Annotated in this window: 15 protein-coding genes; 9 read left to right on the top strand and 6 right to left on the bottom strand. The window is 52.6% G+C overall.

Features of this window, described 5'->3' with window-relative positions; translation table 11 throughout:
• Positions 1-99: 99 nt before the first annotated feature.
• Positions 100-1,815 carry a biosynthetic-type acetolactate synthase large subunit gene (ilvB, locus tag L21SP2_RS08985; protein ID WP_024268192.1) on the bottom strand — a complete coding sequence of 572 codons (1,716 nt, stop codon included), beginning with the start codon at positions 1,813-1,815 and terminating at the stop codon, positions 100-102.
• 346 nt (positions 1,816-2,161) lie between these two features.
• Between ilvB and L21SP2_RS08980 the strand changes: the two genes are divergently transcribed.
• Together L21SP2_RS08980 and L21SP2_RS08975 are read left to right on the top strand one after the other, a co-directional pair.
• Entirely contained in the window at positions 2,162-3,634 is a 1,473-nt protein-coding gene (locus L21SP2_RS08980; protein ID WP_024268191.1) for a phytoene desaturase family protein, read from the top strand.
• Positions 3,635-3,698: 64 nt separating this feature from the next.
• On the top strand, positions 3,699-4,763 hold the full coding sequence (locus tag L21SP2_RS08975) for a polyprenyl synthetase family protein (RefSeq protein WP_024268190.1): 1,065 nt from the start codon (positions 3,699-3,701) through the stop codon (positions 4,761-4,763).
• A gap of 10 nt (positions 4,764-4,773) precedes the next feature.
• On the opposite strand, the gene L21SP2_RS17190 is transcribed toward L21SP2_RS08975, so the two are convergent.
• The 3 genes from L21SP2_RS17190 to pdxS all read right to left on the bottom strand — a co-directional run bounded on the left by L21SP2_RS17190 (position 4,774) and on the right by pdxS (position 7,281).
• Entirely contained in the window at positions 4,774-5,652 is an 879-nt protein-coding gene (locus tag L21SP2_RS17190) for an alpha/beta hydrolase (protein ID WP_024268189.1), read from the bottom strand.
• Positions 5,649-6,230: a pyridoxal 5'-phosphate synthase glutaminase subunit PdxT gene (pdxT, locus tag L21SP2_RS08965; RefSeq protein WP_024268188.1), complete on the bottom strand. Its 582-nt coding sequence runs from the start codon at positions 6,228-6,230 to the stop codon at positions 5,649-5,651. The genes L21SP2_RS17190 and pdxT overlap by 4 nt, the downstream gene beginning before the upstream one ends.
• 145 nt (positions 6,231-6,375) lie before the next feature.
• Positions 6,376-7,281, bottom strand: a complete 906-nt coding sequence (gene pdxS / locus L21SP2_RS08960) for a pyridoxal 5'-phosphate synthase lyase subunit PdxS (RefSeq protein ID WP_024268186.1) — start codon at positions 7,279-7,281, stop codon at positions 6,376-6,378.
• Positions 7,282-7,389: 108 nt separating this feature from the next.
• Between pdxS and L21SP2_RS08955 the strand changes: the two genes are divergently transcribed.
• Genes L21SP2_RS08955 through L21SP2_RS08945 form a run of 3 tightly spaced genes read left to right on the top strand, consistent with a single transcriptional unit; the run spans position 7,390 to position 9,871 of the window.
• Positions 7,390-8,094, top strand: a complete 705-nt coding sequence (locus tag L21SP2_RS08955; RefSeq protein ID WP_024268185.1) for a YggS family pyridoxal phosphate-dependent enzyme — start codon at positions 7,390-7,392, stop codon at positions 8,092-8,094.
• Entirely contained in the window at positions 8,091-8,810 is a 720-nt protein-coding gene (locus L21SP2_RS08950; protein ID WP_024268184.1) for a hypothetical protein, read from the top strand. The genes L21SP2_RS08955 and L21SP2_RS08950 overlap by 4 nt, the downstream gene beginning before the upstream one ends.
• Positions 8,807-9,871: an RluA family pseudouridine synthase gene (locus L21SP2_RS08945; RefSeq protein WP_024268183.1), complete on the top strand. Its 1,065-nt coding sequence runs from the start codon at positions 8,807-8,809 to the stop codon at positions 9,869-9,871. The genes L21SP2_RS08950 and L21SP2_RS08945 overlap by 4 nt, the downstream gene beginning before the upstream one ends.
• A gap of 31 nt (positions 9,872-9,902) precedes the next feature.
• Here the strand turns inward: L21SP2_RS08945 and L21SP2_RS08940 are convergent, their stop codons facing one another.
• Entirely contained in the window at positions 9,903-10,541 is a 639-nt protein-coding gene (locus L21SP2_RS08940; protein ID WP_024268182.1) for an MBL fold metallo-hydrolase, read from the bottom strand.
• Positions 10,531-11,121, bottom strand: a complete 591-nt coding sequence (locus L21SP2_RS17185; RefSeq protein ID WP_024268181.1) for a pentapeptide repeat-containing protein — start codon at positions 11,119-11,121, stop codon at positions 10,531-10,533. The genes L21SP2_RS08940 and L21SP2_RS17185 overlap by 11 nt, the downstream gene beginning before the upstream one ends.
• 47 nt (positions 11,122-11,168) lie before the next feature.
• Between L21SP2_RS17185 and L21SP2_RS08930 the strand changes: the two genes are divergently transcribed.
• Genes L21SP2_RS08930 through L21SP2_RS08915 form a run of 4 tightly spaced genes read left to right on the top strand, consistent with a single transcriptional unit; the run spans position 11,169 to position 15,801 of the window.
• Positions 11,169-11,483 carry a hypothetical protein gene (locus L21SP2_RS08930; RefSeq protein WP_024268180.1) on the top strand — a complete coding sequence of 105 codons (315 nt, stop codon included), beginning with the start codon at positions 11,169-11,171 and terminating at the stop codon, positions 11,481-11,483.
• Positions 11,484-11,529: 46 nt separating this feature from the next.
• The gene (murI, locus tag L21SP2_RS08925; RefSeq protein WP_024268179.1) at positions 11,530-12,354 is read left to right on the top strand and encodes a glutamate racemase; all 825 of its coding nucleotides are present in this window, start codon (positions 11,530-11,532) and stop codon (positions 12,352-12,354) included.
• Entirely contained in the window at positions 12,344-13,324 is a 981-nt protein-coding gene (gene rsgA, locus L21SP2_RS08920) for a ribosome small subunit-dependent GTPase A (protein WP_024268178.1), read from the top strand. The genes murI and rsgA overlap by 11 nt, the downstream gene beginning before the upstream one ends.
• Positions 13,321-15,801: an endonuclease MutS2 gene (locus L21SP2_RS08915; RefSeq protein ID WP_024268177.1), complete on the top strand. Its 2,481-nt coding sequence runs from the start codon at positions 13,321-13,323 to the stop codon at positions 15,799-15,801. Before rsgA ends, L21SP2_RS08915 begins: the two co-directional genes overlap by 4 nt.
• The last annotated feature ends 48 nt before the right edge of the window (positions 15,802-15,849 follow it).

Raw genomic sequence — 15,849 nt, 5'->3', positions numbered from 1 at the left:
TTTGGCTGTGACTGCATCATAGGGCGGGGGGCTTTATCCGGTACAGGATTAAATACTCTGCTCATGCATCGATCCCCCCGGGAAAATCCGCCTGAGTGATCAGGTGGATCCCACAGGTTTGGCCATCTTGTGCCTGGGTTCCTCCAGAATCATTTCTGAGAGGGACGCTCCGGCCGGTATCATTGGAAATACGTTCCCTTCTTTTTCAACCATTGCATCAATGACAACCGGTCCCTGATTGTATTCAAGGGAGCTGCGGATTATTCGTTTTACATCCGCACTCCGTTTAATCCTGAAACCTTTTGCACCGTAGCTTTCCGCCAGTTTCACGAAATCAGGATTTCCTTCCATATCCACCCCTGACAGCCGATTATCGTAGAAGAGGTTTTGCCACTGACGTACCATGCCCAGATAACGGTTGTTCACAACAATTATTTTCAGAGGAAGTTTATGAATTACCGCCGTGGAGAGTTCGCTGAGGGTCATTTGAAACCCTCCGTCACCCACCACCGCAACCACCGTCTTGTCAGGATGGGCAAACTGAGCGCCGATGGCAGCAGGAAAACCGAAGCCCATGGTGCCCGCACCTCCGGAACTGATCCAGTGGAAGCGGTCATTGGTTCGGCAGTACTGTGCGGCCCACATCTGGTGCTGACCAACGTCTGTGGTTACTATTGCGGTTCCACCGGACTGGATATGCATTTCATCAATCACATGCTGGGCTGACAGTTTTCCTGTTCGGCGGTATTTCAGGGGATGATCCTTCTTCCATTTCTGTATTTGTTTCAGCCATGCAGATGTGTCTCCGGGCTGTACGGATTTCAAGAGAGAGGAAATTACGGTTTTAGCATCTCCCTGAATGGTCACATCCATTTGGAGAATCTTGTTGAACTCCGCCGGATCAATATCCACATGAATTTTTTTAGCATCCATGCAGAACACTTCGGGTTTGCCGATAATCCGGTCATCCCAGCGGGAACCGATGGACATAATCAGATCACAGTCCACCACTGCTTTATTGGCATAGGCGGTTCCATGCATTCCCAGCATTCCAAGGCTCAATTCATGGTCTTCTGGAAAGCAGCCCTTTCCAAGAAGGGTGTTGGTAACCGGAATCCGGAGAGATTCGGCAAGCTCCATTACTTCTTTCTCTGCACCGGAAATTACCGCGCCGTGACCCACCAGAAGCACAGGACGACTGGCTTTCTGAAGCAACCGGGCTGCGGTTGCAATTGAGTTTTCATCCCCTTCAGTCTGGATATGGTATCCGGGCAAATGGAAATCCTGTTCGTAATCAGGTTCAACCACCATGGACGAGATATCTTTGGGAATATCAACCAATACAGGACCCGGTCTGCCGGACTGACAAATATGAAAGGCCTCCTGCATAATACGTGGAAGATCATTTCCGTCCTTTACCAGGTATGAGTGTTTTACAACGGGAAATGAAATACCCGAAACATCTGCTTCCTGGAACGCATCCAGTCCCAGATTCCATGTGGTGTTTTGTCCGGTAATGATCACCATCGGAACGGAGTCCATCTGAGCAGTGAGAATACCGGTAATAGTGTTGGTGGCCCCCGGACCCGAGGTAACCAGAACCACCGCCGGTTTACCTGTTGCCCGGGCGTATCCGTCGGCCATATGAGTTGCTCCCTGCTCGTGACGGGTGAGAATCATTTTAACCGGTGAATCCACAAGAGCGTCAAAGATGGGGATAGCGGCTCCTCCGGGCAATCCGAAGATGTATTCGATGCCTTCCTGATGTATAACATCCACAATTACTTCTGCACCTGTTCTGGTCTTAGTATCCATTGTTCCTCCAGCTCTGTATGTCCTCTAATTATTACGAAAATTAACGCAAAGTCAATGCAAAACAACGGAAAAACCCGTAAAACTTACGAAAAATATGCAAAAATATAGCAAATATTTTCTGCAAGGCAAAAAAACTCACGATATAAGACATAAATATATGCATGTACAGGAAAGGAGTCTGAAATATTTATAGTGAATATTGCAGTATATGTTCAGTCTTAGAGGAGGGGGAACCGGCGGTAACGTCTTTTCGCAGGGAATGAAATTTGTGTTGAATATTTCATACTGTGATTTTATATTGTCCAGAGTACCGCATCAGAATAAACCAAATGAATGGGAGAATTACATGAAAAAGGCGTTGGTAATCGGCGGCGGTTTTGCCGGAATGGCAAGCGCAGCAAAATTGAAGCATCAGGGTATGGATGTTACCCTCCTCGAGCGTCACGATCGTTTGGGGGGCAGGGGCCGCAGTTGGGAGGATCAGGGATATACTTTCGACATGGGCCCGTCATGGTATCTGATGCCCGAGGTTTTCGAGCAGTTTTTTGATGACCTGGGGAAAAATCGGGCTGATTATTACAGCCTGAAGAAGCTCTCTCCCTATTACCGGGTGTTTTTTGAAGATGAAGGGTCCGTCGATATCGGTCCTGATCGTTCCGGTATTAACGCCGTTTTTGATGGTTTGGAGAAGAAGGGCAGTGAAAAGCTGGAAAAGTACCTGAAAAAGGCCAGCTACAAGTATAAGGTGGCCATCGAAGAGTTTTTGTATCGTGAATACCGATCTATCTTCCAGTTCATTAACCCACGGCTGGTATTTCAGGGTAGCCGGCTGGGTGTGTTCGGGGACCTGCACTCTCATGTGAAAAAATATTTCAAAGATCACCGGGCTCAAAAAATCCTGGAATATGCGATGGTGTTCCTCGGCAACAGCCCGTCAAATGCACCGGCGCTGTACTCCATCATGAGCCATGTGGACCTTGTGCAGGGTGTATATTTCCCTCATGGCGGAATGAACAAAATGGTGGAGGGTATGCATCGTCTGCTTGAGGATATGGGAGTGGATATCCGGCTGAACACTGATGTCACTCGGATTATTCATGCCGACGGCAGGGCCACCGGAGTGGAAACGGATGCCGGAACATTTAAGGCAGACGTAGTTCTTGCAACCGGAGATTATCATCATATTGAACAGAAACTTCTGGATCAGGAAGTACGCAATTATTCGGCGAAATACTGGGAGAAAGCTGTAGTTGCCCCCTCCATGTTTATCATGTACCTGGGGGTTGGAAAAAAGCTTCCAGGTCTGAAACATCACAATCTCTTTTTTGCCCGGGAGTGGAATACCCACTTCGACGAGATCTTCAAAAACCCGGCCTGGCCTGACAATCCCTCATACTATGTCAGCGTAACCAGCGATGATGATGACAGCATGAGCCCCGAAGGTAAAGAAAATGTGTTTGTTCTCGTACCTGTGGCTCCCGGACTCTCGGCGGACCGGGATTTCCGCAAAGAGTATGGCGATAAAATTATCAGGCATCTGGAAAATCTCTGTGGAGAAAATATACGGGACAGCATAGAAGTTCAGCGGTATTACAGCGGTGAAGATTTTACCGAAGATTACGGCGCACTTAAAGGAACAGCCCTGGGGCTTGCACATACCCTGGGGCAGACTGCGGTCTTCAGACCATCCATGCGGAACAAGCACTTGAAAAATGTGTTTTACGCAGGGCAGTATACACATCCGGGGGTGGGGGTTCCCATGACTCTCATCGCAGCCGATATCGTTTCCAGCGCGATCGGGAAAGAGATCAGCGGGTGAACTATATTCCGGTATCTCTGGAATCAGACCCGATGGGATTAAATTACTTACAGAGGAAATGTAGATGAACGAACTGTACAGCCGCAAGGATGAGATCGAAGGGAAAATCACCCGCCACACCCGGGAGTTTCTGGAAAAATTCGGCCATGTCAGTTCGTTCAGTTCCCAGCTTGTCACCCGACTTACGGACTTTGCATTGAGGGGAAAGCATATAAGGGGCAGCCTTGTTCCGTTCACTTATGCATTACTCCCCGGCCGGGAGGTCTCCTTTGATGCAATTACGGATGTCGCCGCCGCCCTTGAAATTCTCCAGAGCATGCTGCTGATTCACGATGATATTATGGATCAGGATGAATTGCGCAGGGGGAAAGCAGCCATTCATGCATTGTACATGAATGACGGTAGAACATTGGGTGTAACAGATCCCGCCCATTACGGCGAAAGCCTGGGAATATGCGCCGGTGATGTTGCCACCTTCCTGGCAATGCGAATTGTAGCCTCCATGGAGGCCGATGATGGCCTTGTCAGGTCCGTGGAGCGGTTTATTGCCGATGAGCTGATGCTGGTGGGCCTCTCTCAGATGCAGGATGTGCATCACGGGCAGATAGACGGTTCAATGGTAGGCTATGATGATATTATCCGTACCTACAGGTATAAGACAGGTCGATATACGTTTTCACTTCCAATGAGTCTGGCCGGACTTCTTCGGGGCAGCAGCCATGATATCAGGCAAATTCTGGAAAAAACCGGCGAACTGATCGGTATTATTTTTCAGATCAAGGATGATGAACTGGGGCTGTTCGGGAATCCCGAGAGCACCGGAAAACCCAATGACTCGGATCTTCGGGAAGGCAAGAAAACCGTCTATGTTCAGCTGCTGAGGGATCTCTTGAAGGATGAACAACGGAAAAAACTGGACAGAATTCTTCAGGAGTACCGCGGTCCGGCTGATCAGGAATGGGTGCTGGATTTGATGAACACCCACGGGATCAGAGAACAGGTGGAAGCAGATCTCCTCAGGTACAGAAAGGAAATCGATGATATTCTTTCATCTCTTCCTGAAGAGGTTGCCGAACTCCGCCAGGGGCTGGAGAAGCTGACTGACTACAACATGTCCCGATCCCGCTGATCAAAGATCCTCAAAGATCTTCCAGGAACTCCAGCATCAGCCGGGCAGTCCGCTCCTGCTGGGCTTCCCGGGAGATGCCCGCCGCCGCATCCCCTGCTTGGGGACCGTAGCTTCCGAATTGGGCGTGATTACCGCCGTAAATGCTCACCAGTCTGGCGTCTTCGGGGAATAGGTGCATCCGTTCCCGTATTTCTTCCATGGATATGAGTCCGTCCGATTCCCCGGCAATGCTGAGAATCTTCAGATCAGTGCCGCTGAGATCATGCCGCGCATCGCTGTATGAGGCAAGGTAGATCATGCTGTCAACGGTAAAATCCGGCGGATTGTCTTGGTTCCGTTGTTCATGGTTATCCAGTGCCTCCCAGCCCGCCACGGTTCCTCCCAAGGAGTGTCCCGACAGCGTCCATTTTTCCACAGAAGGGAAGCGGGGCATTGCTCTGCGTCCTGCGTTCTGTTCAAGTATTGCGAAATGAAAGGGAAATTTCAGGATGACCACCGGATATCCCCGGGCTGCCAGGGGGAGAAGCAGGGGCCCATAGGCAATTCCTTCAACCTTGGCTCCAGGATAAAACATCAACCCTCTGTCGGCCTTCACCCCTGCGGGATCGAATGTGCTCTGCTCACGGTTTTTCGAATACGCCGAACGGGGTATGAGTGCGGTAAAATCATCCCCCTCATATATCAAAAGTTCATCTTCGCTGAAATTGCCGGGAAGGATGGTCTCTTCCGCCGACCGTTGTGCGACTTGTTGGGCTGCCTGTTCCGCCGCCTTTTCCAGGGATACTTCCGATTCATAGTAGGTGGTGAGGTAAAACAACAGGGCAAGGAACAGCATAAACCCGATCAGCACTCCGTAGGTAATCAGCTTGATTCTGGTTCGCCGGTTCATTTTTCCTCCGTCATGCGCATAAAATATTCATGAATTCTTCCGTCATCGGTAAGTTCCGGGTGGAAGCTGGATGCAAGCACCTTTCCCTGCCTCACCAGGACCGGAGCAGAATTAAACTCTGCAAGGACCGTCACTTCGGGACCCAGCTCTTCAATTTTCGGGGCCCGGATAAATACTGCGGGAAAATTGGGGATGCTCATGTCTTCATCCTGAATATCAATTTCAGCTTCAAAGCTGTGCACCTGGCTGCCGTAGGCATTCCGCAGAATGCTTGCATCCAGCGCTGCAAAACTGTGTTCCGACCTGCCGTCAATATGCCGGGAGAGAAGGATCATCCCCGCACAGGTGCCGAACACCGGCATACCCTCCCGGATTCTCCGGCTTATCTGATTGTGCAGCCCTCTCCGCTTCATGATCATGGCGATGGTGGTGCTCTCCCCCCCGGGAATAATCAAGCTGCTGCATTGCTCCAGCTCTTCACTGTGCCGCACCCCGATGGGGCTGGCTCCCAGACGGGTGAGAATATCAATGTGGCGCTGAAAACCACCCTGAAGGCTGAGTACGCCGATCTGTTTCATGCTATCACCTTTCCTGTGCGTTGATGTGCTGAGGGATCAGAAACCGGGAGTACGAAGAAAAGCGGTTTCTGAATAGAAAAAAGCCGATCCTCGGGCTGGCCCGGGATCGGCTTCATGAGTAACCCGGCGATCCCGGGGAGGGCCTTTACCAGCCCCTCTTGGCCAGTCTCTCGTCTTCGGACATGCCGCTGACATTAATACCGGTCATGGGTTCTCCCAGATTCCTGGAAATCTCAAGAACCTTTGCCGGTTCGTTATAATAACTTACCGCATCCACGATGGCCCGGGCACGTCTCTTGGGGTCGCCACTTTTGAAGATGCCTGAACCCACAAATACGGCCTCTGCACCCAGCTGTACCATGAGTGCGGCATCCGCAGGTGTTGCAACACCCCCGGCGGAGAAATTGGGAACCGGAAGCTTGCCGGTTTCTGCAATTTCATAGACCAGGTCGAAAGGCGCACCCAGATTCTTGGCTTCGGTCATCAGCTGCTCCCTGCTCAAGCCCTGGAGCCTCTTCATGCCGTCGGAAACCGCACGGAGATGACGTACGGCTTCAACGATGTCGCCGGTACCGGCTTCACCTTTGGTCCGGATCATGGCCGCGCCTTCACCGATCCTCCTGAGCGCTTCGCCCAGGTTCCGGCATCCGCACACAAAGGGCGCTTTAAAATCATGTTTCCAGATATGATACTCGTCGTCAGCGGGGGTAAGCACTTCACTTTCATCGATAAAATCGATGCCCAGCGCTTCAAGAACCTGGGCTTCAGCAAAGTGCCCGATGCGGGCTTTGGCCATAACGGGAATGGACACAGCCGCCTTGATTTCTTCAATCATGGCGGGATCGCTCATCCGCGCCACTCCGCCGTACTGACGGATGTCTGCGGGAACCCGTTCCAGGGCCATAACCGCCTGGGCGCCGGCGTCTTCGGCAATTTTTGCCTGTTCAACATTAATAACATCCATGATGACGCCGCCCTTGAGCATTTCAGCCAGCCCCACCTTGGTTCGCCAGGTGGAAACCTGCCGTTCTGACCAGAGTGTTGTACTCATTATCTTTACCTGCCTTATATCACGTTATGAATGCCCCATCTTATTCAAAAGGACCTTGATGGTAAATAGGGCACTGACTCTGTGTTTGTATTTTGATACTATAGTATAATGATGAACAACATAGCCGGCAATTACAGCCGTATACAGGAACGAATAATGAATGCCGCCCACCGCTGCGGCCGACAGCCTGAAGAGATCACCCTTGTGGCGGTAAGTAAAACCCATGGCCCCGACCTGATACAGGAAGCCCTTTCCGGAGGGGTGCGGGTGTTCGGGGAGAACAGGGTTCAGGAGATTCTTCAAAAATTTGATCCTCCCCCGGGCCCGGATGTTGAACTTCATATGATCGGCCATCTTCAGTCAAATAAGGTAAAGGACGCCGTCCGGCTGTGCAGCTGGATCCAGAGCGTGGACAGCGAAAAGCTGCTGAAAAAAATCAGTTCACGGGCCGAGTCCCTGGGAAAAACCATGGATATCTGCATAGAAATGAACACATCAGGGCAGGAAAGCAAATTCGGCCTGAGAACAACCGAAGAGCTGTTCGCCCTGCTGGAGACCGCCGCAGGGCTTCCGGGCATCAGGCTCAGGGGCCTCATGACCATCGGGCCTCTTTTGAGTGAGGGCGAGGCTCCGGTGCGCCGGGCTTTTGCCTCCCTGCGAAACGACTTTGAGGAATCTGCCCGACGATTTCAGCTGCCTCACTGGGACAGCCTCAGCATGGGAATGAGCAACGATTTCGAAATTGCCGTTGAGGAAGGCAGCACAATGGTGCGGGTGGGCAGCGCAATTTTCGGCTCCCGGGAGTACAGATGACCAGGGAAATAACAACGTTCAGGAACATGTTGTCGGTGCTTCTTCTCACAGTGGTTCTGCCGCTGCTTCTGGAAGGCCCCGCCGTTTCCGCACAGGTTGATTCTCTATGGAATATCCCGGGGCAGGTCGGTGCAGACGCTCAGACCGGGGAGCTGGGGGTGCTGTATGCCGCAGCTGCGCAGATGCCTCAGATGCCCTGGACAGGGGGCCGGACAGGGAACGTGACAGGCGGCCAGGAAGCGGGCCTGGGGCGAACATCAGGCATGAATCATCAACAGGCGCACCCGGTTTTCTTCTCACCAGCCCTGTATCAGGCTTCTGTACGGCACGCCGATGTAGACAGCGGCAGCGGAGGGAGCAACGGCGGCAATCCGGCCGGGGAGGGCGGTTCGAATTTTCTGTCCCGGCTGCGGCGCTTTGAAATTATCAGTTTCGGAACATTTCCCTTTACCTTCCTGTTCAGCAATATTGCATATGATCTGGGCCGATACGGGGCAAGTGTGATCCGGCACGGGGCGGAAGACGAGCGGAGTGTGGAGCTTCAGCCGACCCTGTTCGGAGAACGGAATCTTGAGCAGAACGAACGGTTGATCATTCTCGGCAGCGCCGCAGGCCTCAGCGTGGTTCTTGCGGGGATCGATCTCCTGATTGAGCGCAGCCGGACCCGCAGCGCTCCTCAGCGGGGGACCGGGGGTGAACCGGAGGCCCTGCCATGAGCAGACCCGACTCAATCCGGTTTGAGACCCGTGTGGAGCAGGACGCCTCCAGACTGGACAGTCTGGCTTCCCGGGAATTTGAGCTGTTCAACAGAAGTCAGTTCAAGCAGCGGGTACTCCAGGCATACCTGAACGGCAAAAAAGCCAAGGCCAGCAGCAGCGTAAAAGCCGGTGATCTGCTCTGTATCGACTATCTGCCGGAGGTGCAGGTATCTCTGGAGCCCCAGGCCATGGAATTGAATGTCATATTTGAGAATGCTGATGTGCTTGTGGTAAACAAGCCCCGTGGGCTGGTGGTCCACCCCGGTGCCGGAAATCCGGACGGAACCCTGGTGAACGGATTTCTCCACCACTGTCTCCATGGTTCCCGGCTCGGCCCCACCCAGATCAACAGTGCCCAGAGCAACAGTGACCCGATCAACAATCCTCAGAGCAACAGCAATCAGATGAAAAGCTCCCCCGGGGGAGAGAAGTCCGGGCCGCCGGGGTCCGCCGGGGATGGCGAGTTCCGCCCGGGTATTGTGCACCGTCTGGACAAAGACACCTCGGGGGTGATCATCCTGGCGAAAAACAGCAGTGCCCTGGAGCATCTATCTTCCCAGTTCAGAAACCGGGAAACCCGAAAACAGTATACGGCCATAGTTGAAGGAGTGTTTTCCGGTCCTCTTCAGGGTGATATCAAGGGGTATATCAGGCGGCGGGACCGGCAGCGGATCCTGTTCTGTCATGATGATAGCCAGGGGAAGGCCGCCCATACCAGCTACCGGGTCCTGGATCAGAACCGGGAGACCGGTACATCCCTTGTGGCCCTCAGCCCACACAGCGGCAGGACCCACCAGTTGAGGGTGCACATGCAGCACATCGGGCATCCAATCGCCGGGGACCCCCTCTATAACCGGAAGCGCTACACTCATCCGCTGATGCTCCACGCCCGGTCTCTCCGGATTCTGCTTCCCGGCGAAGATACCCCCCGCTTGTTCACCGCAGATATCCCAGAAGATATGATCAAGACATCCGAAGCCTGCGGGCTGAATATACGTCTGGCTGAAACAGACCGTTGAATTTCAATGATCTCCCCGGATTCCCCAGCGGTTAATCCAGGAGATCCTGAATAATGATATTTGTTTCTTTTTCGATGGCCACCGTACTGGGGGGACCGTAGAGGGGGAGAATCAGGCTGTGGTCCGTGAGACTGTACACCGATTCCCGGATACACTGGGCCATCAGTGCCCGCCCGTAGCTGTCATCGGCAAGCACCAGATTACCGGCGCTGAGAATGTCCCCGGTGAACAGCAGTCCGTTCAACAGATACATGAGGGAATCGCTGTAATGCCCCGGCAGGAATATGGGGTCCACCGCAAACCCCGCCACATGGAATCGCGGGGTTTCCTTTACATTTTCCACATCAATGTGAAATATCGAATCACCGCCGCCGTAAAATACTGCATGATGATAGATTTTGGGAATGGTTTTTACGGCGCTGAAATGCTTCTCGTCATGGTGGGTGAGAAGAACCGCTGTAACCTCCAGGTTGTTGCCTTCAAGAATCTCAAAAAGTCCGCTGTCCAGTACCACCGGATCAATGAGCATGGCTTCCCTTCTGTCTTTGTGCCATACAACATAGGTGTTCATCATGGTGTCGGAGCTGAAATAGGTGTAGAGCTGGAGATCGTTGGACTGGAACAGCCGGGAATAATCCCGCTCTGTCCGGTTTGGGTGGTCAGTGCTCATATTCGAATATCGCATCCTCTCGATTGGAGTACTTGAAGCTGACTTCCTTCAGCTGACTTCCGGGAAACATCACTCCCTTCACATTGCAATCTTCATAGTCGGTAAAATGGATGTTGCAGTTGATAAACCGGGAATACATGAGATCTGAACCGCTGAACGACGTATTGATCAGAGCGCAGCCGTTGAAGTTATTCTGAACCAGATCAGAACCGTCAAAGCTGCAGTCTTTAAACGATGAGCAGGCGAATACACACTCAATGGCTCTGATATTTTTGAAGCTGCAATTAACGAAATGGGAATGATTCAACACCGCAAACTGAAACACTGAAGATTCAAAGCTGCAGTTCTCATAGTAGCCGTAACTGAGATCGCAGTTGATGATTTGTTTCGACCGCAGATCGGCATTTGCAATTCTCAGGCCGGGAAAAAAGAAATCCCTGATAAGAGTTGTTTCCCTGATGTAATCTCCGGCCATGGCGTTCAGCGTCTCACCGTCTTCATGATGTTCAAGGCATAGTTCGCTGTTGGGGAGAGTCCGTGCGCTGCAGCCGGGAGAACTGCAGGTTTTCCGTGTATACATGGGTCCAGACTAGTGCAGTTAAAAAAAGAAATCAATATAATTAAAGCATGGAAAGTCAATGTTTCCGCTGTAAAGCTCCGCTTACCATCACCCTTCCTGTCTCCCGGAATGAGACCTGTGCCTCATGCGACGCCGATGTACGAGTCTGCAAAAACTGCAAATTCTACAGCCCCGGATCCCATTGGGACTGCAGGGAACAAATTCCCGAAGAGGTTCGTGACAAGGAGCGTAATAACTTCTGTGATTACTTTTCCCCACGAAGAGCTTCACCGGGAACCGGCTCTCCGGAAAAGGGCGGGGGTGAAGACGCCGCAGCCAAAGCCAGGGATGCCTTCAACAGTCTGTTTTCCGATGACCTGTGATTTTTCATGACCTTCAGGACCGAAGCATGCTATATTCTCTACATTCATGAAATTGATTGCGTTTATTGACTCGGGAATCGGCGGTATTCCCTACATGCAGCATGCTTTGCGGCATATCCCGGGTATCAACACACAGTATTTTGCCGATACGGCATTTTTCCCCTATGGAGTACGAAAACCTGGACTGTTAATACAGCGGCTTGAGCAGCTGGTTGAATACATCGAGAATCACTACCGCCCCGACATCTATGTTCTGGCATGCAATACCGCAAGTGTGGTGGCCCTTGAGCATCTCCGAAGCCGGTTCGCCAAACCGTTTATCGGTACCGTTCCGGCAATCAAGCCCGCAGCACTGATCAGCGCAAACCGCCGGGTGGGGATTATGGCAACCAGTCAGACCCTTCAGGATCCCTATCTTAAAGACCTGATCCGGGAGTACGCTGGGGATCTCCGGCTTCAGAAAATTGCCGCAACGGAGCTCATAGAAGGAATCGAACATGACTTTTTCCGGATCGATGTAAACGGTCATTTGAAGGCGATTGCACAGGCCTTCTCAGACGATAAAATTGATACGGTGGTGCTGGGCTGCACACACTTCATTCATCTGGAAGAACTGCTGCAATCCCATTGGAAGGGGAATATCCGGCTGGTGGATTCCCGGGAGGGCATTACCCGGCAGATTGTCCGTGTAATCAACGGCCTGAGTCTGGACAGTTTTCCCCGTCTTCAATCGATCATGCCTGAGCCCGACTGTTCTGCCCTGGCAGACCGCAGCAGATTTTATATCACCTCAGCAGAGCGGCTGAATTACTATAAGGATATAGCCGGCCATTTCTGCAGCCATTTTCAGGATGTGATCAATGTCAGATAATAGTTCGGATAAGATTGCCGTTGTACTCTGGGGCGCCAACAATATTTTTTCCATCGCCGATGCCGGGGATGACCGGGTGTACGAAGCCCGAATTAAAGGCAAAAAGCTGAATACCGGAACAACACAGTATAATCCTCTGGCGCCCGGGGACCGGGTGGTGTACGAAGCCGTGGGAGGGCCGGAGGATTCACATCCGTCCGCCATGATTATCGGCAGGGTGGACAGAAAAAACGAACTTAGCAGATGGAATAAAAAGCGCAAACAGGATCAGTGCATAGCCGCCAATATTGACGAGATGTGCGTCCTCAGCTCAGTCCAGAGTCCGCCGTTCCGCCCCCGCTTCGTCGACAGAGCTCTTGCCCTTGGGGAATACAACCGTCTTACCATGCGAATTGTGATCAATAAGGCGGATCAGGGGATCGACGATGAGCTCGAAGAGCGGGCGGCGTATTATCGGCAGATAGGATATGAAGTTTCACTCATCTCCGTAAAGGAGGGGGTGGGCGTCGATCATCTGCTTGATCAGTGGGTGAATAAGGAAATTCTTCTGCTGGGGCAGTCAGGGGTTGGCAAATCCTCTCTTTTGCAGGCTATATTTCCTGAACAGGATATCCGCGTAGGCGATATCAATATGAAATATAACCGGGGGAGGCACACCACCGTGCTTGCCAAGGCCTATCCCCGACCGGGCCACAGGGGCTGGATTATTGATACCCCGGGAATCCGGGAGCTGGATCTTTACGGCATACCTCCGGAAGATCTGGGGTTCTATTTCATCGATTTTATCCCCTTTGCGGAACGCTGCGGCATACGCTCATGCCGCCACGTCCACGAACCCGATTGTGCGGTAAAGGACGCAGTGGCCCAGGGGAAAATACTTGAGGACCGCTACGATTCCTATCTGAACAGTCTGATTGTTATGGAAGAGAGCGCACGGAAAAGCAAAGATTGGAACTACAATAAACTATGAATCAGCACAGCATTGAAATTCTTGAATTTGACAGGATTATCCGGATCTGCAGAAATTACAGTATATTCAACCCCGTCCGGGCGGAGTTTCCGTTTTTCACCCGGGCAGATGAGCTCACAGCGGAACTTGAGCTGATCCGGGCAATCCGGAAAATCCAGAGTCTTCAGGCCCACGGTCTTCAGGATCTTTCAACTGTGGATGATATTCTGCCTCTTCTGGGTAAGGAGGGGATGGTTCTGGAAATGGAGCAGCTTTCCAGACTGATGATTCTCATCAATTCCTTCGCATCCGTGCATCACTGGCTTAATCAGGACGAGGCGGAAGATGTGATGGAGCCGGGGGAATATGCACGGCTGAAGGAATTTCGTCAGGATCTGAGCCATCCCAGAGAGCTGCTGAAGATTCTGTCTCCATATTTCGATTCCTCAGGCCGCTTCAGGGAGGATGAAATTCCCGCTCTCAGGAAGATTGTGGGACGGATTCAGAAGATCCACGGCAGTATTCAGGAAACAGCCAGGGGGTTCATTTCCGGTCAGAAGGACATTTGGAGCAGCGATGAAATTGCACAACGGGACGGACGGGTGGTCCTGGCGCTGAAGAGTGATCACCGGGGAAAAGTGGATGGACTGATCCACGGCAGCTCAAATTCCGGCCAGACCATATACATAGAACCCCAGAAACTGCTTGAAGAAAACAATGCCCTCAGCGAGGCCAAAAGCGAATACCAGATGGAGGTTCATCGAATACTCAGGGAATGCAGCGCAGCTCTGCGGGATTATCGAAGCGAACTGGAATTGTTTCAGACCCGGATGCTCCGTTTCGACTCCCTGCAGATGCGCTCCCGTCTGAGCATTTCCCAGCGGGGAATCAGTCCCGAGATTGCTGAAAGAGGCATCAGCCTCAGGAATGCACGTCACCCGTCCCTTGGGGGAAACGCGGTACCCATAACCATTGAGATGAAGGCCGGCACCCGGATTCTGGTGCTCTCGGGTCCCAACACCGGCGGGAAGACGGTGAGCATGAAGACCCTGGGGCTGCTGACGCTCATGCATCAAAGCGGAATGGAGATTCCGGCGGCTGAGGGAAGCCGGCTGCCCCTTTTCAGTGATATTCTGGTTGATATCGGCGATGAGCAGTCCATCGATGCAGGACTCTCCACATTTTCGGCACATTTGAAGAACCTCAGCGCCGTGCTTCAGGGCGCAAAGGATAATGCGCTCATTCTCCTGGATGAACTGGGAAGCGGAACCAATCCTTCCGAGGGATCGGCCCTTTCCATGGCGGTAATGGAGCATCTTTCAACCACCGGTGTCTACGCCATGGTGACCACCCACCACGATGCACTGAAAGCCCATGCCTTCACCCGGGAAGGAATGGAGAATGCTTCGGTGGAGTTCGACGGTGAGAGTCTTGAGCCGACCTACAATATTGTCTCCGGGGTTCCAGGGGAATCCCATGCCCTGGACATCGCCGCCCGGGTGGGTATGGATGCAAAGATTCTTCAGCGGGCCAGGGAGTACAGCAGCGATGACGGACTCAGAATGCAGGAGCTGATCGAGGATCTGCGCAGCCGTCAGCATGAGCTGAGAGAGCTGGAGAATCAGCTGCAAAAGCGCAGCGCCGACCTGAAAAATGCGGAGGATGAGTACGGCCGTCGCTACCAGGCCCTGCGGGAACGGGAGCTCCGGGTAAAGGAAGAAAAACTTCGGGAGCACGGCGGCTTCATCCAGGAGTCCCGGAAGGAGATAGAATCCCTTCTTCAACAGCTCCGGGCCGCAGAAAAAGCCGCTCTGAAAACCGCAGAAAAGACCCCAGGGGAGACCGGAGCATCCTCCGATTCATCAGAAGAGATCCGGCGGAGCCGTGAACTTCTCTCTGAAATTTCCCGGCAACACAAAGAAGAGGTTGAAAAAAATATTGACGAGCAGGAAGCCCGGTATGAAGCCCGAAAGTACCGAAGCGGCCGATCACAGGTTTTTCAGCCCGGCGCCACGGTGCGTTACCGGGGCAGTGCCAAACCCGCCCGTATTGTTGAAGCGGGAAAGAAAAAGAACAGCTGGGTTATCCTTGCCGGCAGCATGAAGATGACCGTGCAGGAGAAGGATCTGGAACTGGTGCAGGCAGCCGACTCAGGGGGGGCAGGCGGCCGGGTGCATGTTGAATACGATAAGGGCGGCGGCGATACAGCGTCGGGAGGCAGGCAGTCCTCCGGAAAAGATCAGTCCGGGAGCATTCAGCCTTCCCTTACCCTGGATATCCGGGGCCGACGCCTTGAGGATGCGCTGAAAGAACTGGAACGCTTCATGGACGGAGCAACAGTCCAGGGGATGAACTTCGTGGCCGTAATTCACGGGAAGGGTACCGGTGTGCTGCAGAACGGCGTGCATGAATTCATCAAGTCCAACTATGAAATTCAAAGCATTCAATTTGCACCCCCCGAGGACGGCGGGTTCGGGAAATCCTATGTGTATCTCTGAAGCGCCTTGAAACATTCATGGGCCTTCGGCTACCATACAGATGCAAAT

Source organism: Salinispira pacifica (assembly GCF_000507245.1).
In the GTDB taxonomy this organism is placed as follows: Bacteria; Spirochaetota; Spirochaetia; order DSM-27196; family Salinispiraceae; genus Salinispira; species Salinispira pacifica.
The sequence above is the reverse complement of the archived record's forward strand: the minus strand, read 5'-3'. Positions and strand labels throughout refer to the sequence as shown.